Consider the following 17,018-nt stretch of genomic DNA (forward strand, 5'->3'; position numbering starts at 1 on the left):
TATAGAAAGGCTTACTTAAATTCTTTTCCGAGCTCTTTAGATCTTTCAGAAGCTTGTGTAACACATTGGCCAACAATATCTTTAAAGTTGTTTTCTGCCAATGAATCAAGACCTGCTGCTGTGGTACCATTTGGGCTTGTCACTTTTACGCGCAATTCAGCGAAATCTTCTTGCTGCAACATTTCTGCGGCGCCAGCAAAGGTTTGTCGTACTAGTTTTTTAGCGTCTGCATTCGACAGACCATTTGCTATACCCGCTTCAGTCATTGCTTCCGCGAAATAATAGATATAAGCGGGACCACTTCCTGCAATGCCTGTAACAGCGTGTAATTGTTCTTCTTCAACAACTGTTACGCCACCAATTGAAGACAATAGTTTACGCAGTTCATGCTGCTGTTCGAGTGAAACATGCTTACTCCACGCCACACCTGTCGCAGATTTACCGATTTTTGCAGAAGTATTTGGCATTGCTCGTGCAACTGGGAAATCACCCACGTGTTTTTGGATGGTTTCGATTGAAACACCTGCAGCGACCGACAAAATTACGGTGTTGCCAGTCAGTTTTTCTTTAATGCCGCTAAGTGCAGCTTCTACATCTTTTGGCTTCATCGCCAGTAAGATGAAATTTGCGTCTTTTAATTCGGTCTTATCTTGGCAGACGATATTCACGCCGTATTCGTCACTTAAAAACTCCAGCCGATCTTGGTCCGATTTGTTCATCACCGAAATTTCTTCTGGTTTCATAATTCGCTTATTAATCCAGCCGTGAATCATTGATTCGGCCATTGATCCGGCTCCTACACATACAATTTTCATATCCATCACTCTCTTTCCTCAAATTAAAAAGCGCATTCGTCCCTGTTATACAAGGACGAAAACGCTTTGTTTCCGCGGTACCACCTAAGTTTGCCATTAAGACACCACTCGATATCCATAACGCGGACAGACGGCCGTGTTTTCACGGCAGCTCAAAAGCAGGTTCAACAAAGGAGAGGGGGTGTGCATTTCAGCTAAAGCGACACTCTCTTTACACCTTCACTTTGTGTACTAATCTTTATCTTCGCTCACATATGTTATTGAATTATAGAGGATAAAGCAGGACTTTGTCAAATGACATCAAGAAGTGACGGCTTGTTATTTTCCATGTATGATAGATGAATAGTGATTCATTTTAAGGAGCTGATAGGATGACTTTACATAAGATTATTATTCCAACACCTTTTGCTGTAGGAGACGTAAATTCATATTTGATAAAAGGAGACATGCTGACATTAATCGACGCGGGTCCAAAAACGCCCGAAGCATGGCTCGCAATCAAAGCAGGGTTAAAAGAGTTTGGTGCAGAGCCGAAAGATGTCGAACAAGTTGTATTAACGCATCATCATCCAGATCACTCGGGTTGGGTCGATGGATTTGAAAATGCAAAACTATATGGACATCCATATAACGATCCGTGGCTGCGTCGTGATCAAGATTTTTTTACTTATCATGATGCATTTTATCTAGAGCGTTTAAAAGAAGAAGGAGTTCCAGGTGATTTGCAGTTTTGGGTTAAAAAAATGAAACGTCCGCTAAACTTGATGGGTAACCGCACACTTGATAGGACGATTAATGAAGGAGATACTTTACCAGGACATTCTGATTGGCAAGTTCTTGAAACATTAGGACATGCTCAAAGTCATTTGTCCTTCTGGAATAAAAAGACCGGCGAAATGATTGGTGGCGACCATGTAATTGCAAAAGTCTCATCTAATCCACTTATTGAACCGCCATTAAATCCGGAAGATGGTCGGCCTAAATCACTGCTTCAATACAATGCGTCACTTAGTCGCTTGCTAACAATGCCTATAGATGTGATATATAGTGGGCACGGAGAAGAAGTGTATAATGTTAATGAATTAATCACTTCTCGTTTAGCGAAACAACATCAGCGAGCTATGAAAGCGCATGATTTAATTGGTGATGGAGAACGAACAGTTTATGAACTGAACAAAGACTTGTTTTCACATGCTTATGAAAAAGAGTTAGGCTTAACTTTATCTGAAACGATTGGCCAAATCGATTACTTAATAGAACGTAAATTACTTACAGAGCGAATGGGTGACGATGGCATCTTCTACTATAGTAAGGTATAAGTAAGGTTGACAATTGCAACTAGTGGTTACAACAAGTAAAATTAAAAAGGGACTATTTACACCACGACTATACAAGAAAAGGATTGGGTAGCTTTGAAAAAATGGGGATTATTTTTAGCGAGTGTCTTACTGCTTGCAGCATGTTCGAATGAAGAAACTGAACCAGCTGAACAAGATAAAACAGCAGAGACGAAAGAAACAGAGAAAGCAGAAATGGCAGTCGATCAGAAGAGTATGACTGAAGAAGGATTTATTACACAAGTGAGTGGGGAAAGCATACTTATTAACAATATATTCTTTAATATTCCAGAAGACGTTAAAGTCCAACTTAGCGACGGCGCTGAAACAACTAAAGGCGTTGTCCGAGATATCCGCACAGGTATGAAAGTCAGACTGGACTATAATGGTCCGCTTGCTGAATCGTTTCCTATGCAAGGAGAAGCTGACACAATTACTATTTTAATAGATGAAGAATCTGTTAAACAAGCTGATGCGCTTGAAGCGTTTATCAACGGAGAACAATTATCACGTTTGATCATGATGGGACAACCAATTGTTCGTGATAATGAAATTGGCTTTTTATTCAGCAATATGGAAACTGGCGAAATGTCTGAAGTACGAATCGACCTAGATACACACGAGTACACAATTGGTGGAGAAAAAAGCGAATAAAAAATAAAAGCAGTTGTTGCTGTTTCAGATTTTAGATAAAGTCTAATTAAAATGTATAGTTGTGTATAACCATTCCGGCCACTACGCTTTCCATGGGTTAGCTTCAGCCTCCTCGTTACGGGGTCTTCAGCTCTCGCTGTCCCATAGGATTCTCCGTGGCCTCAACGGTTGCTAGCATGTAACTCTAATCAGATAAAGTAACCGACTAGTCTATTCATCAAGCAACTTAATAAAAGGATCCGTAATAGTCATTCTTTAACTAACATAAGAATTCTTTTATCTAAAACCTGTAGCAGCTTCGGCTGTTTTTTTTGTGAAAAAAAATAGTCGTATCTCTTGCGCTTGTTAAATATCCGTGATATTATGTGTATATTCATTTCAAACATTGCATAAAAATACATTGGAGGTTTTCATATTGAATAAAAAGATTGTACTCGCATACTCAGGTGGATTAGATACATCGGTGGCCATCCCGTGGCTAAAAGAAGAAGGCTACGACGTTGTCGCTGTTTGCCTGGATATCGGGGAAGGAAAAGATCTAGATTTTATTAAACAAAAAGCGCTTCAAGTTGGAGCAGTTGAAAGTTATATGATCGATGCAAGAGACGAATTTGCGGATGAATATGCATTAATCTCAATGCAAGCTCATACATTATACGAAGGTAAATATCCATTAGTATCTGCACTTTCTCGTCCGTTAATTTCGAAAAAACTAGTTGAAATCGCGGAAGCTACAGGATCAAGTGCAGTTGCTCACGGCTGTACAGGAAAAGGCAATGACCAAGTCCGTTTCGAAGTTTCAATCAAATCATTAAATCCAAATCTTGAAGTTGTCGCTCCAGTAAGACAATGGGGATGGTCGCGTGATGAAGAAATCGCTTATGCAAAATTGCATAATATTCCAATCCCGGTAAACTTGGATAGCCCGTTTTCAATTGATCAAAACTTATGGGGACGTGCTAACGAATGTGGCGTATTGGAAAACCCTTGGACAACGCCACCAGAAGAAGCTTATGATATTACAAACTCTGTTGAAACGACACCGGATACAGCGGATATTGTTGAAATTGAATTTGTTAACGGTGTACCGACTCAATTAAATGGCGTTTCGTACTCATTCTCTAAATTGATTTTGGAGTTAAATGAAATTGCTGGAAAACATGGTGTCGGAAGAATTGATCATATTGAAAATCGTTTAGTCGGGATTAAATCTCGTGAAGTTTATGAAGCTCCAGCAGCAATGACGTTAATTGCTGCACATAAAGAGCTTGAAGATATTACATTGGTCAAAGAAATGGCACATTTCAAACCAGTCATCGAGAAGAAATTGACTGAGTTGATTTATGAAGGTTTATGGTTCTCTCCGCTACGTGTCGCGCTTGAAGCATTCTTAAAAGAAACGCAAGTTTACGTCAATGGAACAGTACGTGTGAAATTGTTTAAAGGTCATGCGATTATTGAAGGACGTAAGTCAGCAAATTCACTTTATAACGAGCAATTGGCTACTTATTCAACAGATGACACTTTCAACCACGCGTCTGCAGTTGGCTTTATCGAACTATGGGGTCTTCCGACAGTGGTTAATGCAAAAGTCAATAAAAAAGAAGTAGCGGTTCCTGAAGACTTGAAAGAGAAGGTGAAAGCATGACCAAACTGTGGGGCGGCCGTTTTCAAAAATCGGCCGAACAGTGGGTCGATGAATTTGGTGCTTCTATCTCTTATGACCAAAAGTTGGTAATGGAGGATCTGGAAGGCAGCACAGCACATGTGAAAATGCTGGCTGCTTGCCAGATTCTTTCTAAAGAAGATGCGGATCTGATTTTATCCGGACTTGCAACGCTTAAACAAAAAGCGCAAGCTGGCGAATTGGAATATAGCGTATCAAATGAAGACATCCACTTAAATTTAGAAAAACATTTAATCGATGAAATTGGTCCTGTTGGTGGTAAATTGCATACGGCAAGAAGCAGGAACGACCAAGTAGCAACCGATATGCATTTGTATTTAAAAAATCGTGTTGGAGAAATTATCGAAGCTGTTACGGCTTTCCAAGATGCAATTGTTACACAAGCAGAAGCGCATGTAGAAACGATTGTCCCTGGCTATACACATCTTCAGCGTGCACAGCCAATCTCTTTTGGTCATCATTTGATGACGTATTTCTGGATGTTGCAGCGCGACAAAGAGCGGTTAACAGAATCGATGAAGCGCATCGATATTTCACCGCTCGGAGCGGGTGCGATGTCAGGTACAACTTTCCCGATTGACCGTGAAATGTCAGCAGAGCTTCTCGGTTTTTCAAGCGTTTATCAAAATAGTTTAGATGCTGTCAGTGATCGTGATTTTATTCTTGAATTTTTGAGTAATTCATCGATGTTGATGATGCATATGTCTCGTTTTGCCGAAGAAATTATTCTTTGGTCGAGCGAGGAGTTCCGTTTTATTGAATTAGATGATACGTTCTCTACAGGATCAAGTATCATGCCGCAGAAGAAAAATCCCGATATGGCGGAATTGATCCGTGGCAAAACTGGACGTGTTTATGGCAACCTTTTTGGTTTATTAACCACTTTAAAAGGTCTTCCTCTTGCTTATAATAAAGACATGCAAGAAGACAAAGAAGGTATGTTTGATACGGTTCACACGTTAATGGGTTCATTGCCAATTTTTGAAGGAATGATTCGTACCATGACCGTTCGGACGGATTCTATGGAAAAAGCGGTGCATTCGGATTTCTCAAATGCTACAGAATTAGCGGATTATTTGGCTGCTAAAGGAATGCCATTCCGTGAAGCGCATGATGTAACAGGGAAATTAGTTTTTACATGTATCCAACGCGGTTACTTCTTGAAAGACTTGCCGCTCGCTGATCTTCAGCAAGCGAGTCTTCTTATTGAGGAAGACATTTACAACACCTTAATGCCAAAAACAGCAGTAGAGCGTAGAAACTCACTGGGAGGCACAGGTTTTGAACAAGTACATCATCAATTGGGACTTGCCAAGCAACTTATCGGGTAATAAGTCCATTCCCTATAAAGCCGTCAGCGATTGGTACTCGCGAGCGGTTAAAAAGCCGATTTTCCTCTTCCCCTATGGAAAATCGGCTTTTTTTGTGTTTTAGCGTAATTTTTAGAGAAATCTCACTGAAGAAAAACTGAATTCAGGCTTATTTCATAAATCGGAGCAATGTCTTTCCGAACGTTCACAAAATTTGCTAAAATAATAAAGCTTATAAAAAATTTAACAACACATTAAAGTAATCAACTAGAAAATATGAACCGGCAAGGGGAAAGATAATAATGCGTATATTTTGGGAGTTGGGCTGGTTTTTTAAAGAACGTAAAAAGCAATACATTTTAGGAGTTCTGTTATTAATGGTGGTGGCATTTTTAGGTATTTTACCACCGCGCATTATTGGATTTATCGTTGATCGCATTAGCCAAGGAACGTTAACATCTGAATACTTACTCAAATGGTTAAGTATTTTAGCAGCTTCTGCTTTTGCTATGTATGTTCTACGCTATACGTGGAGGTTGCAAATATTTGGATCTTCGATTTTATTGGCTAGAAATTTACGTCAACAACTGTTTCGTCATTTTACACAAATGTCTCCAGCCTTTTATCAAAAACGTCGTGTGGGCGACTTGATGGCACATGCGACTAATGATTTGCAGGCAGTACAGCAAACAGCTGGTGCAGGAGTATTAACACTTGTCGATTCCATTGCAACGGGTGGCTTTGTTATTGCGGCTATGGCCATTACAATTGATTGGAAATTGACGTTAATTGTCTTGTTGCCAATGCCCTTGATGGCTTATTTAACCAATTACTATGGAAAACTAATGCACGAGCGTTTTCACGGTGCGCAACAAGCTTTCTCAGGGCTCAATGATAAAACGCAAGAAAGTATATCTGGCATGAAAGTCATCAAAACATTTGGACAAGAGCAGCAAGATATTGATGATTTTAAAAATTTATCAGCGCGTGTTGTGGATGAAAATATTCGTGTAGCGCGTGTCGACTCTTTATTTGATCCTACGATTTCCGCTATTATCGGTGTTTGTTATTTTCTAACGATCGGCTTTGGTTCTTATTTTGTGACACAGGGCGATATGACAATTGGTGATTTAGTCGCTTTTACTGCGTATCTGGGTTTGTTGGTTTGGCCGATGTTAGCATTTGGTTGGCTTTTCAATATAGTAGAACGAGGCAGAGCTTCTTATGATCGCATCCGTCAGTTACTCGCAGAGCCAATTGAAATTGATGATCGTGAAAATGCCATTGATGAAGACCCAACAGGTGATGTCGTTTTTTCTTTAGAACAATTTAAATTTACTGGCGATGACCGAGCTGCGCTTCGAAACATCTACTTTACAGTGAAACAAGGAGAAACACTTGGGATTGTTGGCAAAACTGGTTCTGGAAAATCAGCTATTCTACGATTATTATTACGTGAGTTTGACGATTATAAAGGTTCTATCTTATTTGGAAATTATTCGATTGATGCTTATAAAAAGCAGCGTCTTAGACAAGCTATTGGTTATGTTCCACAAGACCATTTCTTGTTTTCAACTAGCATTGCTGGGAATATCGCATTTGCACGCCCTGACGCGATACTTAAGGAAGTTGAGAATGCAGCGAGGTTAGCACATATACACGAAGATATTGAAAACTTCACAGAAGGATATAGTACCGTAGTTGGAGAACGCGGTGTATCTTTATCAGGTGGTCAAAAACAACGGATCTCAATTGCTCGTGCATTAATGACAGAACCTGAGTTGCTTATACTAGATGATTCTTTATCAGCAGTAGATGCTAAAACAGAAGAATCTATTTTAAAATCATTAAAAGCTACGCGAGTAGATAAAACGACCATTATTACATCGCACCGATTAAGTGCAATTCAGCATGCGCATCAAATTTTAGTGATGGATAAAGGTACGATTAAAGAGATAGGTTCGCATGATGAATTGATGAAGAAAAAAGAAACTTATTATGAAATGTATGAGCTGCAGCAATTAGAAGCGCTCGTCGAACAAGGAGGCGAGTCATAATGCTGATTAAAGAAACTGAAAAAAAGCAGGAATTGACTGGACGAGACCAATGGATCGTCTTTAAGCGTCTGTTAAAATATTTGTTGCCTCATAAAAAAATGTTATTGCTAGCAATGGGTCTATTATTACTAACGGTTCTAGGTGATGTGCTCGGACCTTATTTGATCAAAGTGTTTATTGATGAATATTTAACACAAGGTAATTTTCCGACAGGTCCTGTAGTTGGTTTAGCATTAGGTTATTTATTTATCCAAACATCCAATGTGATTATTAGTTATTTTCAGCTATTAAAATTTCAAGAAGCGGCTTTAAAAATCATCCAGCAATTACGAATTGATGTATTCGCTAAAGTTCACGGGCTAGGCATGCGTTATTTTGATAAAACTCCTGCTGGGGGCATCGTGTCACGTGTTACCAATGACACCGAGGCAATTAAAGAAATGTTTGTTACAGTATTAATTGGTTTTATTCAAAGTGCTTTTTTAGTTGTAGGTGTTTATATTGCAATGTTTTTACTAAACGCCCAATTAGCTTTCTTTTCACTGGTGTTATTGCCAACATTAGGATGGATTATCTATCTATACCGTAAATACAGCTCGGTATTTTACCAAGATTTACGTGAGCGACTAGGGCAATTAAATGCTAAGTTATCGGAATCTGTACAAGGCATGGGTATGATTCAAGCATTTGGTCAAGAAAATCGTTTGAAGGATGAGTTTAATGCGATTAATGATAGACATTTTCAAGCAGCTAAACGCAATATAAAAGTAGATGCATTATTATTGCGTCCAGCTGTAAACTTAGTTTATACCATGGCAATTATACTTATAATGAGCTATTTCGGAGTTTCATCCTTTTCTAACACCATTGAAGTTGGTGTGATTTATGCATTTGTAACGTATATTGACCGATTTTTTGAACCAATCAATCAAGTAATGCAAAGGTTGTCGATTTTCCAACAAGCCATTGTTGCAGCATCACGTGTCTTTTTATTGCTTGATGAACAAGAAAAAATACCTGCTCAACTAGGAACATCTGCAAAGATTAACGAAGGTAAAATTGAATTTCGGAATGTGAGTTTTTCTTACGACGGACAAACCGACGTTTTAAAAAATATCTCTTTCACGGCAATGCCTGGTCAAACAGTAGCATTAGTTGGTCATACAGGTAGTGGTAAAAGCTCAATCATCAATCTACTCATGCGCTTTTACGAATTTGAAAAAGGTGAGATATTGATTGATGGCGTATCTTTAAAAGATTATGAAACCGCTGAATTGCGTCAAAAATTAGGGTTAGTATTGCAGGATCCTTTCTTGTTTTATGGAACAATTGCAAGTAATATTCGGCTTTATGATCAATCGATTACGGATTCGGACGTTCGTAAAGCGGCTAAATTTGTTCAAGCTGACCGCTTTATCGAAGAATTACCAAATACGTATCAACAAAAAGTGACCGAGAGGGGCTCGACATTTTCAAGCGGACAACGTCAATTAGTCGCATTTGCTAGAACAATTGCAACTGACCCGAAAATTTTGGTGCTTGATGAAGCCACCGCAAATATTGATACCGAAACAGAAATGGCAATTCAAGAAAGTCTAGAACGCATGCGTCTTGGTCGAACAACGATCGCCATTGCCCATAGACTTAGTACGATTCAAGATGCAGAACTGATACTTGTATTGCGACAAGGGGAAATTGTTGAGCGAGGAACACATCAACAATTGCTGCAACAGCGAGGTTTATATCATAAAATGTATTTATTGCAAAACGGCATAGTAGAGTAGATACAAGCTTTTAAAACTGTAGTCAATTCGATCAATTCGATGTGACTACAGTTTTTTAGTGGGGTAAAATTGCTCTTAGTAGCGCAATGATTAGTATTCCTTCGCAAATTTGTCATAAATAAAGAGATAAAGTTTGTTTTAAACTTACAATGTAGTAAATTACAAAAGGATTTATTGTGAAAAACCAAGTACGTTTACAACAAAAATTCAACAAGTAAGATTAGTGTCCAATAAGTGAGTTGCTATATTTGTCCACAAAGATTTCACAGGCGTAAGAGCAGTGTTTAGGTGGATTATTTGTTAAGATGAAAAGAACACAGGAAGGAGAATTACCAGTGACATCTGATATTAATTTATTCTTAGCTTTTGGCGCAGGCTTTTTGAGTTTTATTTCTCCATGTACATTGCCTTTGTATCCTGCATTTTTATCTTATATCACAGGCATGACGATGGATGAAATTAAAAATGATAAAAAAGTTATGCAACGCAGAGGTATGTTTCATACGTTATTTTTCTTGTTAGGTTTTTCAACGATTTTCATAGCACTTGGTTTTAGTACATCGTTCTTTTATGAATGGTTTATCCGTTATGATGAATTGATTCGTCAAGTTGGCGCCATTTTTATTGTGTTATTTGGGCTTATGATTATTGGTGTTTTCTCACCAAAATTCCTTATGCAAGATCGCAAATTTTCATTTAAAAATCGTCCATCAGGATTTCTTGGGACATTCGTAATTGGACTGGCTTTTGCAGCTGGTTGGACACCATGTACGGGACCGATAACAGCAGCTATTTATGCACTTGCTGCGACTAATCCTGGGTCAGGTGTTTGGTATATGATAGCTTATGTACTAGGATTTGCAATTCCATTCTTTGTCTTGTCATTCTTTGTAACACGTATGGGCTGGTTGCGTAAACACAATCAAAAGATCATGAAAGTTGGCGGATATGTTATGATTGCTATCGGGATCTTACTATTCTTTGATGGTCTAACGTATTTAATCCGTGTTTTGAGTCCATTCTTTGGTGATTTCCAAGGATTTTAAATTGATAATAAGTAGGTGGAAAAGATGGAATCTATTGCTAAAATAGAAGAATTTCAGTCTGCAGCTGACTCGAAAAAGTCTTTTTTACTTTTTGTGAAAACAGACAATTGCTCAGTTTGTGAAGGGTTACGCCCTCAGGTTGAAGCGTTAGAAGACGACTACAAACTTCCTTTTTATTTAGTCAACGCTGCAAAAGTGCCAGAACTGGCAGGGCAATTGATGCTATTTACAGCACCGGTTGTTATTTTGTATCGACATGGTAAAGAAGTTCAACGTTTCGCACGATTCGTTCCAATGGAAGAACTACGACGTAGATTAGATGAGTTAGAGGCGAATTTAGATGCTTGATCAAATTCCGACAGAAGTCTATTTAATCGTTACAACGGCTGGTGCATTTTTAATGGGATTGATTGCAATGGTTGTCCGCTCGAAAGCAGCTAAAAAGCCTGCATCCGTTAAAAAAATTATTTTACCTCCATTTTTTATGTCTACTGGTGCTTTTATGTTTATTTTTCCTTTTTTTCGAGTAGCACCTATGCAAATTTTAGAGGCACTGGCCGTCGGTATTGTTTTTTCGACTATACTGATATGGACTTCGAAATTTGAAGTTCGCGATGGTGATATTTACTTAAAAAAATCGAAAGCTTTTGTCTTTATTTTATTCGGTTTGTTATTAGTTCGTGTAATTGGGAAAGTCGTCTTGAGTTCAAGTATTGATATTGGTGAACTAGGCGGCATGTTCTGGATATTGGCGTTCGGCATGCTTTGGCCGTGGCGAATTTCAATGCTTTGGCAATATAAAAAAATCGAAAAAAAAATGAAAAGCGCTATTCCCATTTAAGGGAGTAGCGCTTTTATCGTTCAAAATATTGTTCGTATGGAGTGACATCGATTTTCATCTCTGCCAATTTTTTTCGTAAAAACTTATGATCCCGTTTAGGAGTAGCTAAAATATAGCCGCGAATAATGTGTTCAAGCTTCATTTTCTTTACTTTTTCTTCAAGTAATACTTGACCAATTCTACCAGCAATTTTTTGTTTAGCTACAGGTCGGAATAAATCTGGGACAGGTTGAACCAATTCGTTCAACATTGCTTTTTCTTTATCGCCCCATAAATGAATGGTTTTATCTACGTAATATTCTTCCCAGTTCAAATCTGAAAGGCCGTCCTCTTTTGGCATGGACTTCAGAAACTTTCTGAACATAAAATATCCACCGATGGCAAAAAGCCCTACTAATACGACTACCCAAAATAGGATAAACACTAAAAACCAGCCATTCAGTTCCATATTGTTTCACCTCGTCTTTTCCATTACTTCTATTATAGAAGGGTTTGAAAAGAAATTCATTAAAAATGTATCTCTTTTTTCTAACTGTGTCTATATAGCGAATGAAAGGAGGTGGTAAACATGGCCTTTAGCGATTTTAAGAACGCAAGCATTCGTTGCACGTACGACAATGGATTAGATGCAAACGGTAAAACGAAAAGAAAGTTTAAATCGTATCACAATGTAAAAGAAACAGCAGCGGCAGAAGGTATTTTCGAAACAGCAGCTATTTTAACAAATTTCGGATCCAAAACATTATTGGATGTTGAAAAACAATCTGCAGTCACAATTTATCAATAATTAATATGAAGGGGGAATAGAGAATGGCTAAAACTTTAGAGTTAATCTTCACAACGACTGCAGGAAAAGATGTCACGTTATCAGTAGATGAGCCACGTGCTGATGTGACAGATGCCGAATTGATTGCAGGTATGCAAGCAATTATCACGCATAATGTGTTTGAAGTAGAAGGTTCACCACTTGGCACTGTTAAAGGCGCACGAGTTGTCGAACGAAATATTGTGGAGTACCAAGTATAAGTTAGAAGCTCTCCTGATTCGGGAGAGCTTTTTTCGATAGAGAACTATGAGGCTAAAAGTCTTACGGCACATGTCGGAGATAAACGGCTGCTTTAGCTTCTTTTATTGAGTAGCTTCAGATTTTTTAGTAACGGAGGTGAGATTTATGGCTGAGTGGATGCAATGGGTTCAGGAGCTCGGATTTCCTATATTTGTGTCATTTTATTTGATGCACCGTGTGGAGACGAAACTGGTCGCCATTCATGAAGCACTACTTACATTGAAATTATCTTAACTTCACAAAATCGTGACAATGGTGGTATTCCATGTATTGTACTGATTCTACACTTTCGCTATGATTAAAGAGATAGAAGAGTGGAGGCAATATTATGAGATTTATTTCTTTGTCCGCATTATTAAGTTTAGTACTATTGTTGTCCGCATGTGGCAGTTCGGCAATAGACGATTTTTCGTATAGTGACCAACACGGAGAACCGGTATCATTGGAAGATTTAAAAGGTACGCCTTGGCTAGCTACTTTTGTTTTTACCAATTGTAATACGGTTTGTCCGCCAATGACGTTTAATTTGAGTGAAATCCAAGAAGAATTGGAAGCTGAAGGCTTGACTGATTATAAAATTATAGCGTTTAGCGTGGATCCGGTTGTTGATACACCAGAAACCCTACAAAACTATTTAGCGCAATACTCGGTGCCAGATGAGTCGAAATGGCATCTGTTGACGGGGTATACACAGGAAGAAATTGCCGGATTTGCAAAAGATAATTTCAAATCTTTCGTACGTAATGATCCCGAAAGTGATCAAGTTATACATGGAACGAATTTTTATTTAGTAGACCAAGAAGGCGTTGTTGTGAATAATTATGACGGTTACGATAGTGTACCTGTTGAAGATATTAAAAATGATATGCGTGAGTTACTAGAATAAAAGAGAAGGATTTGAATAATAATTAGACTATAGATTTACTCGGTTAATTCGAGAAATCTATGGTCTTTTTTATCGACAAAATGTTAGAGGTGTTTATTAGTTAATGTCAAAATAAAAGAGATTTCGGAATGTTCATTCCGAAATCTCTTGCTAGCTAATTATAATCCCGTTTTATTTTTACTTAACAAGTCTTTAATTTCTAGCAAAATTTCTTGTGTTTTATCGAGTACTTCTGGTTCTGCTTCTGCAGGTACGTCTTTTTTACGCTTCATTTTCGTGAAGAGACGGATTACCATGAAGATCGAGAACGCAATGATGAAAAAGTCAATAATAGACTGGATAAATAAACCATAATTCAAGACTACATCATTGAATTTGTAACTCCAATCTTCTACGCTAACTCCACCAACAAGTATTCCGACAACCGGCATAATAATGTCTTCTACTAAAGAAGATACTACTTTCCCGAAAGCGGCACCAATTACTACAGCTACAGCTAAGTCAAGAACGTTACCTTTCAACGCAAATTTCTTAAAATCTTCCCACATATAATTCACCTCCTTTTGATATTATTATAATACCAAAAAATAAAAATTACACTTGTAAATTATATATTGCAAATATTTTACAATCAACTTAAGAAAAGTAATCTCGAAGCTGGTGTGCTACACTAAAGCAAATGATTAATAGGTGTGAAAAAATGAAAAATAAAAAGTTACCAATTAGGTGGAAACGGAAAATAGGGTGTTTAATTCTTTTTGTACCGGCAGCGATCGTTGTAGCGACGATTACTATTTTGATTGCTTCGCTAGTTAATTCCGATTCAGTATTTAAATCGATTAAAGACGCACCCAATCACTTGATTGAATTAAAAGTACCAGAAGAAAATATTCCATTATACAAAAAAGCAGCTGATGTTTACAATATTCCTTGGACATTGTTGGCGGCACATCACCGAATTGAAACGAGATTTTCAACAATGGATCCTTTACTATCGCCTGTAGGTGCAGAAGGGCATCTACAATTCATGCCTTGTACGTTTGTGGGATGGAGTCATCCAAGCTGCTCTGGTAAAGGGCAGGGAGATATAAGCGAAGAAGACAAAGTAAATGTTGAGGTGATTGCCTATTATGGAGGTTATGGTGTGGATGGAAATGGAGACGGAATTGCAGATCCATACAATCTAGAAGATTCTCTTTATAGCGCAGCAAATTACTTATCACAAAATGGTGCATCTGAGGGTGAGTTAGAACGCGCTATTTTTCAGTATAATCATAGTGAGAAATATGTAGCGGATGTTCTACATTATTATCACTTGTACGAAAAAGAATATAATTGACAAAAAAAGAGTGGACCAAGGTCCACTCTTTTTGTATATTTTTTATGATTTTTTTCTCATTGATCCCATGATCAAGCTAAGAACGAATACAAGAATCAATGCACCGATTAATGCAGGGATAATAGCTACGTCCCAGATTACTGGACCGAAATCTCCTAAAATCATTCCACCTAACCAAGCACCAACGATACCTGCGATAATGTTACCAATAATGCCGCCTGGAATATCTTTACCTAAAATCATTCCTGCGATCCAACCGATGATACCACCCATAATTAAATACAAAATAATACCCATTTTTTCCAGCTCCTTTTAATGTGATGTATAAGTGCTACACTCTAGATATAACCTTATTCATTACATTTGAAACCTAAAAAATAAAAAAACTATAAAACTTCTGCACCTAAGGTTGCAGTAAAGTGTCGCAGCGCCCATTCATGGCCTATTTGGTCAAAGCTAGCAACACCATCTTTATGAACAATAGTATTAAATCCTTTGTTGAAAGCATCGACTGCGGTATGTAACACGCAAATATCTGTGCAGACCCCAACAATATGAACTTCTTCAATATTTCGCTCACGCAATATTAACTCCAAATTCGTACCAGCAAATGAACTGTATCGTGTTTTATCCATCCAAATAATGTCGTCACGATTAGCTTCATAAATAGCTGCCAGTCGTCCATATAACTCGCGCCCGGCGGTTCCTATTATGTTGTGTGGAGGGAATAGCTTTGTTTCAGGATGAAAAGAATCATCTTTTTCGTGTAAATCAACGGGCATAACAACTAATTCTCCGTCATTAAGAAACTCTTCAGTCAATTGACAAATTTTTTCTTCAATAGCCTGCCCCGGTTTTCCACAAGTTAATGCACCATCATCTGCTACAAAATCCACCGTATAATCAACAACTAGTAATGCTTTTTTCATGCCGTTCACTCCTTTGTCTTTTTATTAATTATAAGCATAAATCAAAAAAGTTGAAAATAACATTGCTTGCTAAATGCTTTATTTTTCAGTATAATCAGACTATTAAAGAAAGAAGGGGTGATCCTGATGCAATATGAAAATGCAGAAAAACTAAACAAACAAGGTATGATTTTCGTTTTATTCCATACATTACTCATTTTTAATTTTGCTTTGGATTTTGGTTTTTTCTTATGACCGGATTCATAAAACAGCCTATCCCAAACTCATTGGGATAGGCTGTTTTTATGTTTTCTATTATCTTTTTAAACGAGTTAAAGAATCTTTTAACATTCTCGATGCAGAGTCGAGTGAAACACCCAAAGTTTCTTGAATTTCTTCCAGGTTTTTATGTTCAACTGAATACAAATAATGGACATAAGCAAAGCGAATATCCCCTGAGCGCATTGGCATACCAACAAATGACGATAAAGCCTCCGTATAATCGGATAACGAACCCATTTGAAACATTGTATATTCATTTTTAACTTTAGATGACAATAAGTAAGGTGTACTGCGGAATACGGCACGCTCAATTGCATCAAGCATAACTGGAATTTCTTTATCAGTGAACTCCATTCGGCATTGATAGCCATCTTTTTTATCGACTGATAAAACGAGCTTACCGTCTCGATCGTCAAAGTTGTCTACATCAATCGCTACCATATCACGAAGGCGCAGTCCACGTAAGTAAAGTATATAAAGAATCTTAGCATTTAATGACAACCGATCAGCTTCAAGAACAGCGTCTTTCTTTTTTAACAAATCTTCGTAATTTAAATGAATATCAGCCGGTGTCAAATCAAGTTTTTTACTAAATTTGAATTTAGGCATAAAATCATTTGGGATGCGACCAATTTGCCACATATAATCAAACCATCTTCTAATATAAATAAGTTTGCGATTTAAAGTACTGTCTTTTATACCCGCCATATGTTGGTCCATTAAAAACTGTTGAATATCTGAAGGACGAATATCATGTGGTTCTACAGGTCTTTTGTAAGTATGTCTAAGAAAAGCGAAGAGCGAGCGGATCAATTGGACTTCATGAACAACGGTGTTCGGGCTAATGCCATTGTCCAGTCTAAATTTCTCGTAACCATAAGGCATTATGCGTCACCTCTTCTTAATGGATTTCCTTAAATTATACCATTAAATCAGGTAAATAGAACGTATTTTCGCTTGTCAATAGGGATAGAGGAGAGTTTTTAAGGGTTTCCATTGAAAATAT

General features: G+C 37.7%; 20 protein-coding genes. 14 read left to right on the plus strand and 6 right to left on the minus strand.

Annotated elements, in window-relative coordinates:
* Nucleotides 1–11: 11 nt before the first annotated feature.
* Entirely contained in the window at nucleotides 12–815 is an 804-nt protein-coding gene (proC, locus tag PLANO_RS07165) for a pyrroline-5-carboxylate reductase (RefSeq protein WP_081976681.1), read from the minus strand.
* A 371-nt stretch (nucleotides 816–1,186) separates the two neighbouring features.
* On the opposite strand from proC, the gene PLANO_RS07170 reads away from it, so the two are divergent.
* The 9 genes from PLANO_RS07170 (at nucleotide 1,187) to PLANO_RS07210 (ending at nucleotide 11,531) form a co-directional block, all read left to right on the plus strand.
* Entirely contained in the window at nucleotides 1,187–2,134 is a 948-nt protein-coding gene (locus tag PLANO_RS07170; protein ID WP_038703779.1) for an MBL fold metallo-hydrolase, read from the plus strand.
* A 93-nt stretch (nucleotides 2,135–2,227) separates the two neighbouring features.
* Nucleotides 2,228–2,806, plus strand: a complete 579-nt coding sequence (locus PLANO_RS07175) for a DUF3221 domain-containing protein (protein ID WP_038703780.1) — start codon at nucleotides 2,228–2,230, stop codon at nucleotides 2,804–2,806.
* Nucleotides 2,807–3,218: 412 nt separating this feature from the next.
* Nucleotides 3,219–4,454, plus strand: coding sequence for an argininosuccinate synthase (locus tag PLANO_RS07180; protein WP_197053134.1), 1,236 nt, complete (start codon nucleotides 3,219–3,221; stop codon nucleotides 4,452–4,454).
* Entirely contained in the window at nucleotides 4,451–5,824 is a 1,374-nt protein-coding gene (argH, locus tag PLANO_RS07185) for an argininosuccinate lyase (RefSeq protein ID WP_038703782.1), read from the plus strand. The genes PLANO_RS07180 and argH overlap by 4 nt, the downstream gene beginning before the upstream one ends.
* Nucleotides 5,825–6,105: 281 nt before the next feature.
* Nucleotides 6,106–7,860, plus strand: coding sequence for an ABC transporter ATP-binding protein (locus tag PLANO_RS07190; protein ID WP_038703783.1), 1,755 nt, complete (start codon nucleotides 6,106–6,108; stop codon nucleotides 7,858–7,860).
* The gene (locus PLANO_RS07195) at nucleotides 7,860–9,644 is read left to right on the plus strand and encodes an ABC transporter ATP-binding protein (protein WP_038703784.1); all 1,785 of its coding nucleotides are present in this window, start codon (nucleotides 7,860–7,862) and stop codon (nucleotides 9,642–9,644) included. The genes PLANO_RS07190 and PLANO_RS07195 overlap by 1 nt, the downstream gene beginning before the upstream one ends.
* Nucleotides 9,645–9,979: 335 nt before the next feature.
* Nucleotides 9,980–10,690, plus strand: coding sequence for a cytochrome c biogenesis CcdA family protein (locus tag PLANO_RS07200; protein WP_038705405.1), 711 nt, complete (start codon nucleotides 9,980–9,982; stop codon nucleotides 10,688–10,690).
* A 24-nt stretch (nucleotides 10,691–10,714) separates the two neighbouring features.
* On the plus strand, nucleotides 10,715–11,038 hold the full coding sequence (locus PLANO_RS07205) for a thioredoxin family protein (protein ID WP_038703786.1): 324 nt from the start codon (nucleotides 10,715–10,717) through the stop codon (nucleotides 11,036–11,038).
* Nucleotides 11,031–11,531 carry a CcdC family protein gene (locus PLANO_RS07210; RefSeq protein WP_038703788.1) on the plus strand — a complete coding sequence of 167 codons (501 nt, stop codon included), beginning with the start codon at nucleotides 11,031–11,033 and terminating at the stop codon, nucleotides 11,529–11,531. The genes PLANO_RS07205 and PLANO_RS07210 overlap by 8 nt, the downstream gene beginning before the upstream one ends.
* 13 nt (nucleotides 11,532–11,544) lie before the next feature.
* Here the strand turns inward: PLANO_RS07210 and PLANO_RS07215 are convergent, their stop codons facing one another.
* Nucleotides 11,545–11,979, minus strand: a complete 435-nt coding sequence (locus tag PLANO_RS07215; RefSeq protein WP_038703789.1) for a DUF2621 family protein — start codon at nucleotides 11,977–11,979, stop codon at nucleotides 11,545–11,547.
* A 120-nt stretch (nucleotides 11,980–12,099) separates the two neighbouring features.
* Here PLANO_RS07215 and PLANO_RS07220 point away from each other — a divergent pair, with 120 nt between their 5' ends.
* The 4 genes from PLANO_RS07220 (at nucleotide 12,100) to PLANO_RS07230 (ending at nucleotide 13,483) form a co-directional block, all read left to right on the plus strand.
* Nucleotides 12,100–12,318 carry a DUF1659 domain-containing protein gene (locus tag PLANO_RS07220; RefSeq protein WP_038703790.1) on the plus strand — a complete coding sequence of 73 codons (219 nt, stop codon included), beginning with the start codon at nucleotides 12,100–12,102 and terminating at the stop codon, nucleotides 12,316–12,318.
* A gap of 23 nt (nucleotides 12,319–12,341) precedes the next feature.
* Nucleotides 12,342–12,557, plus strand: a complete 216-nt coding sequence (locus PLANO_RS07225) for a DUF2922 domain-containing protein (protein ID WP_038703791.1) — start codon at nucleotides 12,342–12,344, stop codon at nucleotides 12,555–12,557.
* 145 nt (nucleotides 12,558–12,702) lie between these two features.
* Nucleotides 12,703–12,831: a YvrJ family protein gene (locus tag PLANO_RS15825; protein WP_008430032.1), complete on the plus strand. Its 129-nt coding sequence runs from the start codon at nucleotides 12,703–12,705 to the stop codon at nucleotides 12,829–12,831.
* A gap of 94 nt (nucleotides 12,832–12,925) precedes the next feature.
* On the plus strand, nucleotides 12,926–13,483 hold the full coding sequence (locus PLANO_RS07230; RefSeq protein WP_038703793.1) for an SCO family protein: 558 nt from the start codon (nucleotides 12,926–12,928) through the stop codon (nucleotides 13,481–13,483).
* A 158-nt stretch (nucleotides 13,484–13,641) separates the two neighbouring features.
* On the opposite strand, the gene mscL is transcribed toward PLANO_RS07230, so the two are convergent.
* Nucleotides 13,642–14,031, minus strand: a complete 390-nt coding sequence (mscL, locus tag PLANO_RS07235; protein WP_038703794.1) for a large conductance mechanosensitive channel protein MscL — start codon at nucleotides 14,029–14,031, stop codon at nucleotides 13,642–13,644.
* A gap of 152 nt (nucleotides 14,032–14,183) precedes the next feature.
* Between mscL and PLANO_RS07240 the strand changes: the two genes are divergently transcribed.
* Nucleotides 14,184–14,822 (plus strand): lytic transglycosylase domain-containing protein, encoded by a 639-nt coding sequence (locus tag PLANO_RS07240; RefSeq protein WP_038703795.1) that lies wholly within the window; start codon nucleotides 14,184–14,186, stop codon nucleotides 14,820–14,822.
* A 42-nt stretch (nucleotides 14,823–14,864) separates the two neighbouring features.
* On the opposite strand, the gene PLANO_RS07245 is transcribed toward PLANO_RS07240, so the two are convergent.
* The 3 genes from PLANO_RS07245 to PLANO_RS07255 form a co-directional block, all read right to left on the minus strand.
* Complete coding sequence (locus PLANO_RS07245) at nucleotides 14,865–15,119, minus strand: GlsB/YeaQ/YmgE family stress response membrane protein (protein ID WP_038703796.1); 255 nt, start codon at nucleotides 15,117–15,119, stop codon at nucleotides 14,865–14,867.
* A gap of 89 nt (nucleotides 15,120–15,208) precedes the next feature.
* Nucleotides 15,209–15,751: a cysteine hydrolase family protein gene (locus PLANO_RS07250; protein WP_038703797.1), complete on the minus strand. Its 543-nt coding sequence runs from the start codon at nucleotides 15,749–15,751 to the stop codon at nucleotides 15,209–15,211.
* A 294-nt stretch (nucleotides 15,752–16,045) separates the two neighbouring features.
* Nucleotides 16,046–16,897: a site-specific integrase gene (locus tag PLANO_RS07255; protein ID WP_038703798.1), complete on the minus strand. Its 852-nt coding sequence runs from the start codon at nucleotides 16,895–16,897 to the stop codon at nucleotides 16,046–16,048.
* Nucleotides 16,898–17,018 lie beyond the last annotated feature (121 nt).

Origin of the sequence: Planococcus sp. PAMC 21323 (assembly GCF_000785555.1) — a bacterium.
Classification (GTDB): domain Bacteria; phylum Bacillota; class Bacilli; order Bacillales_A; family Planococcaceae; genus Planococcus.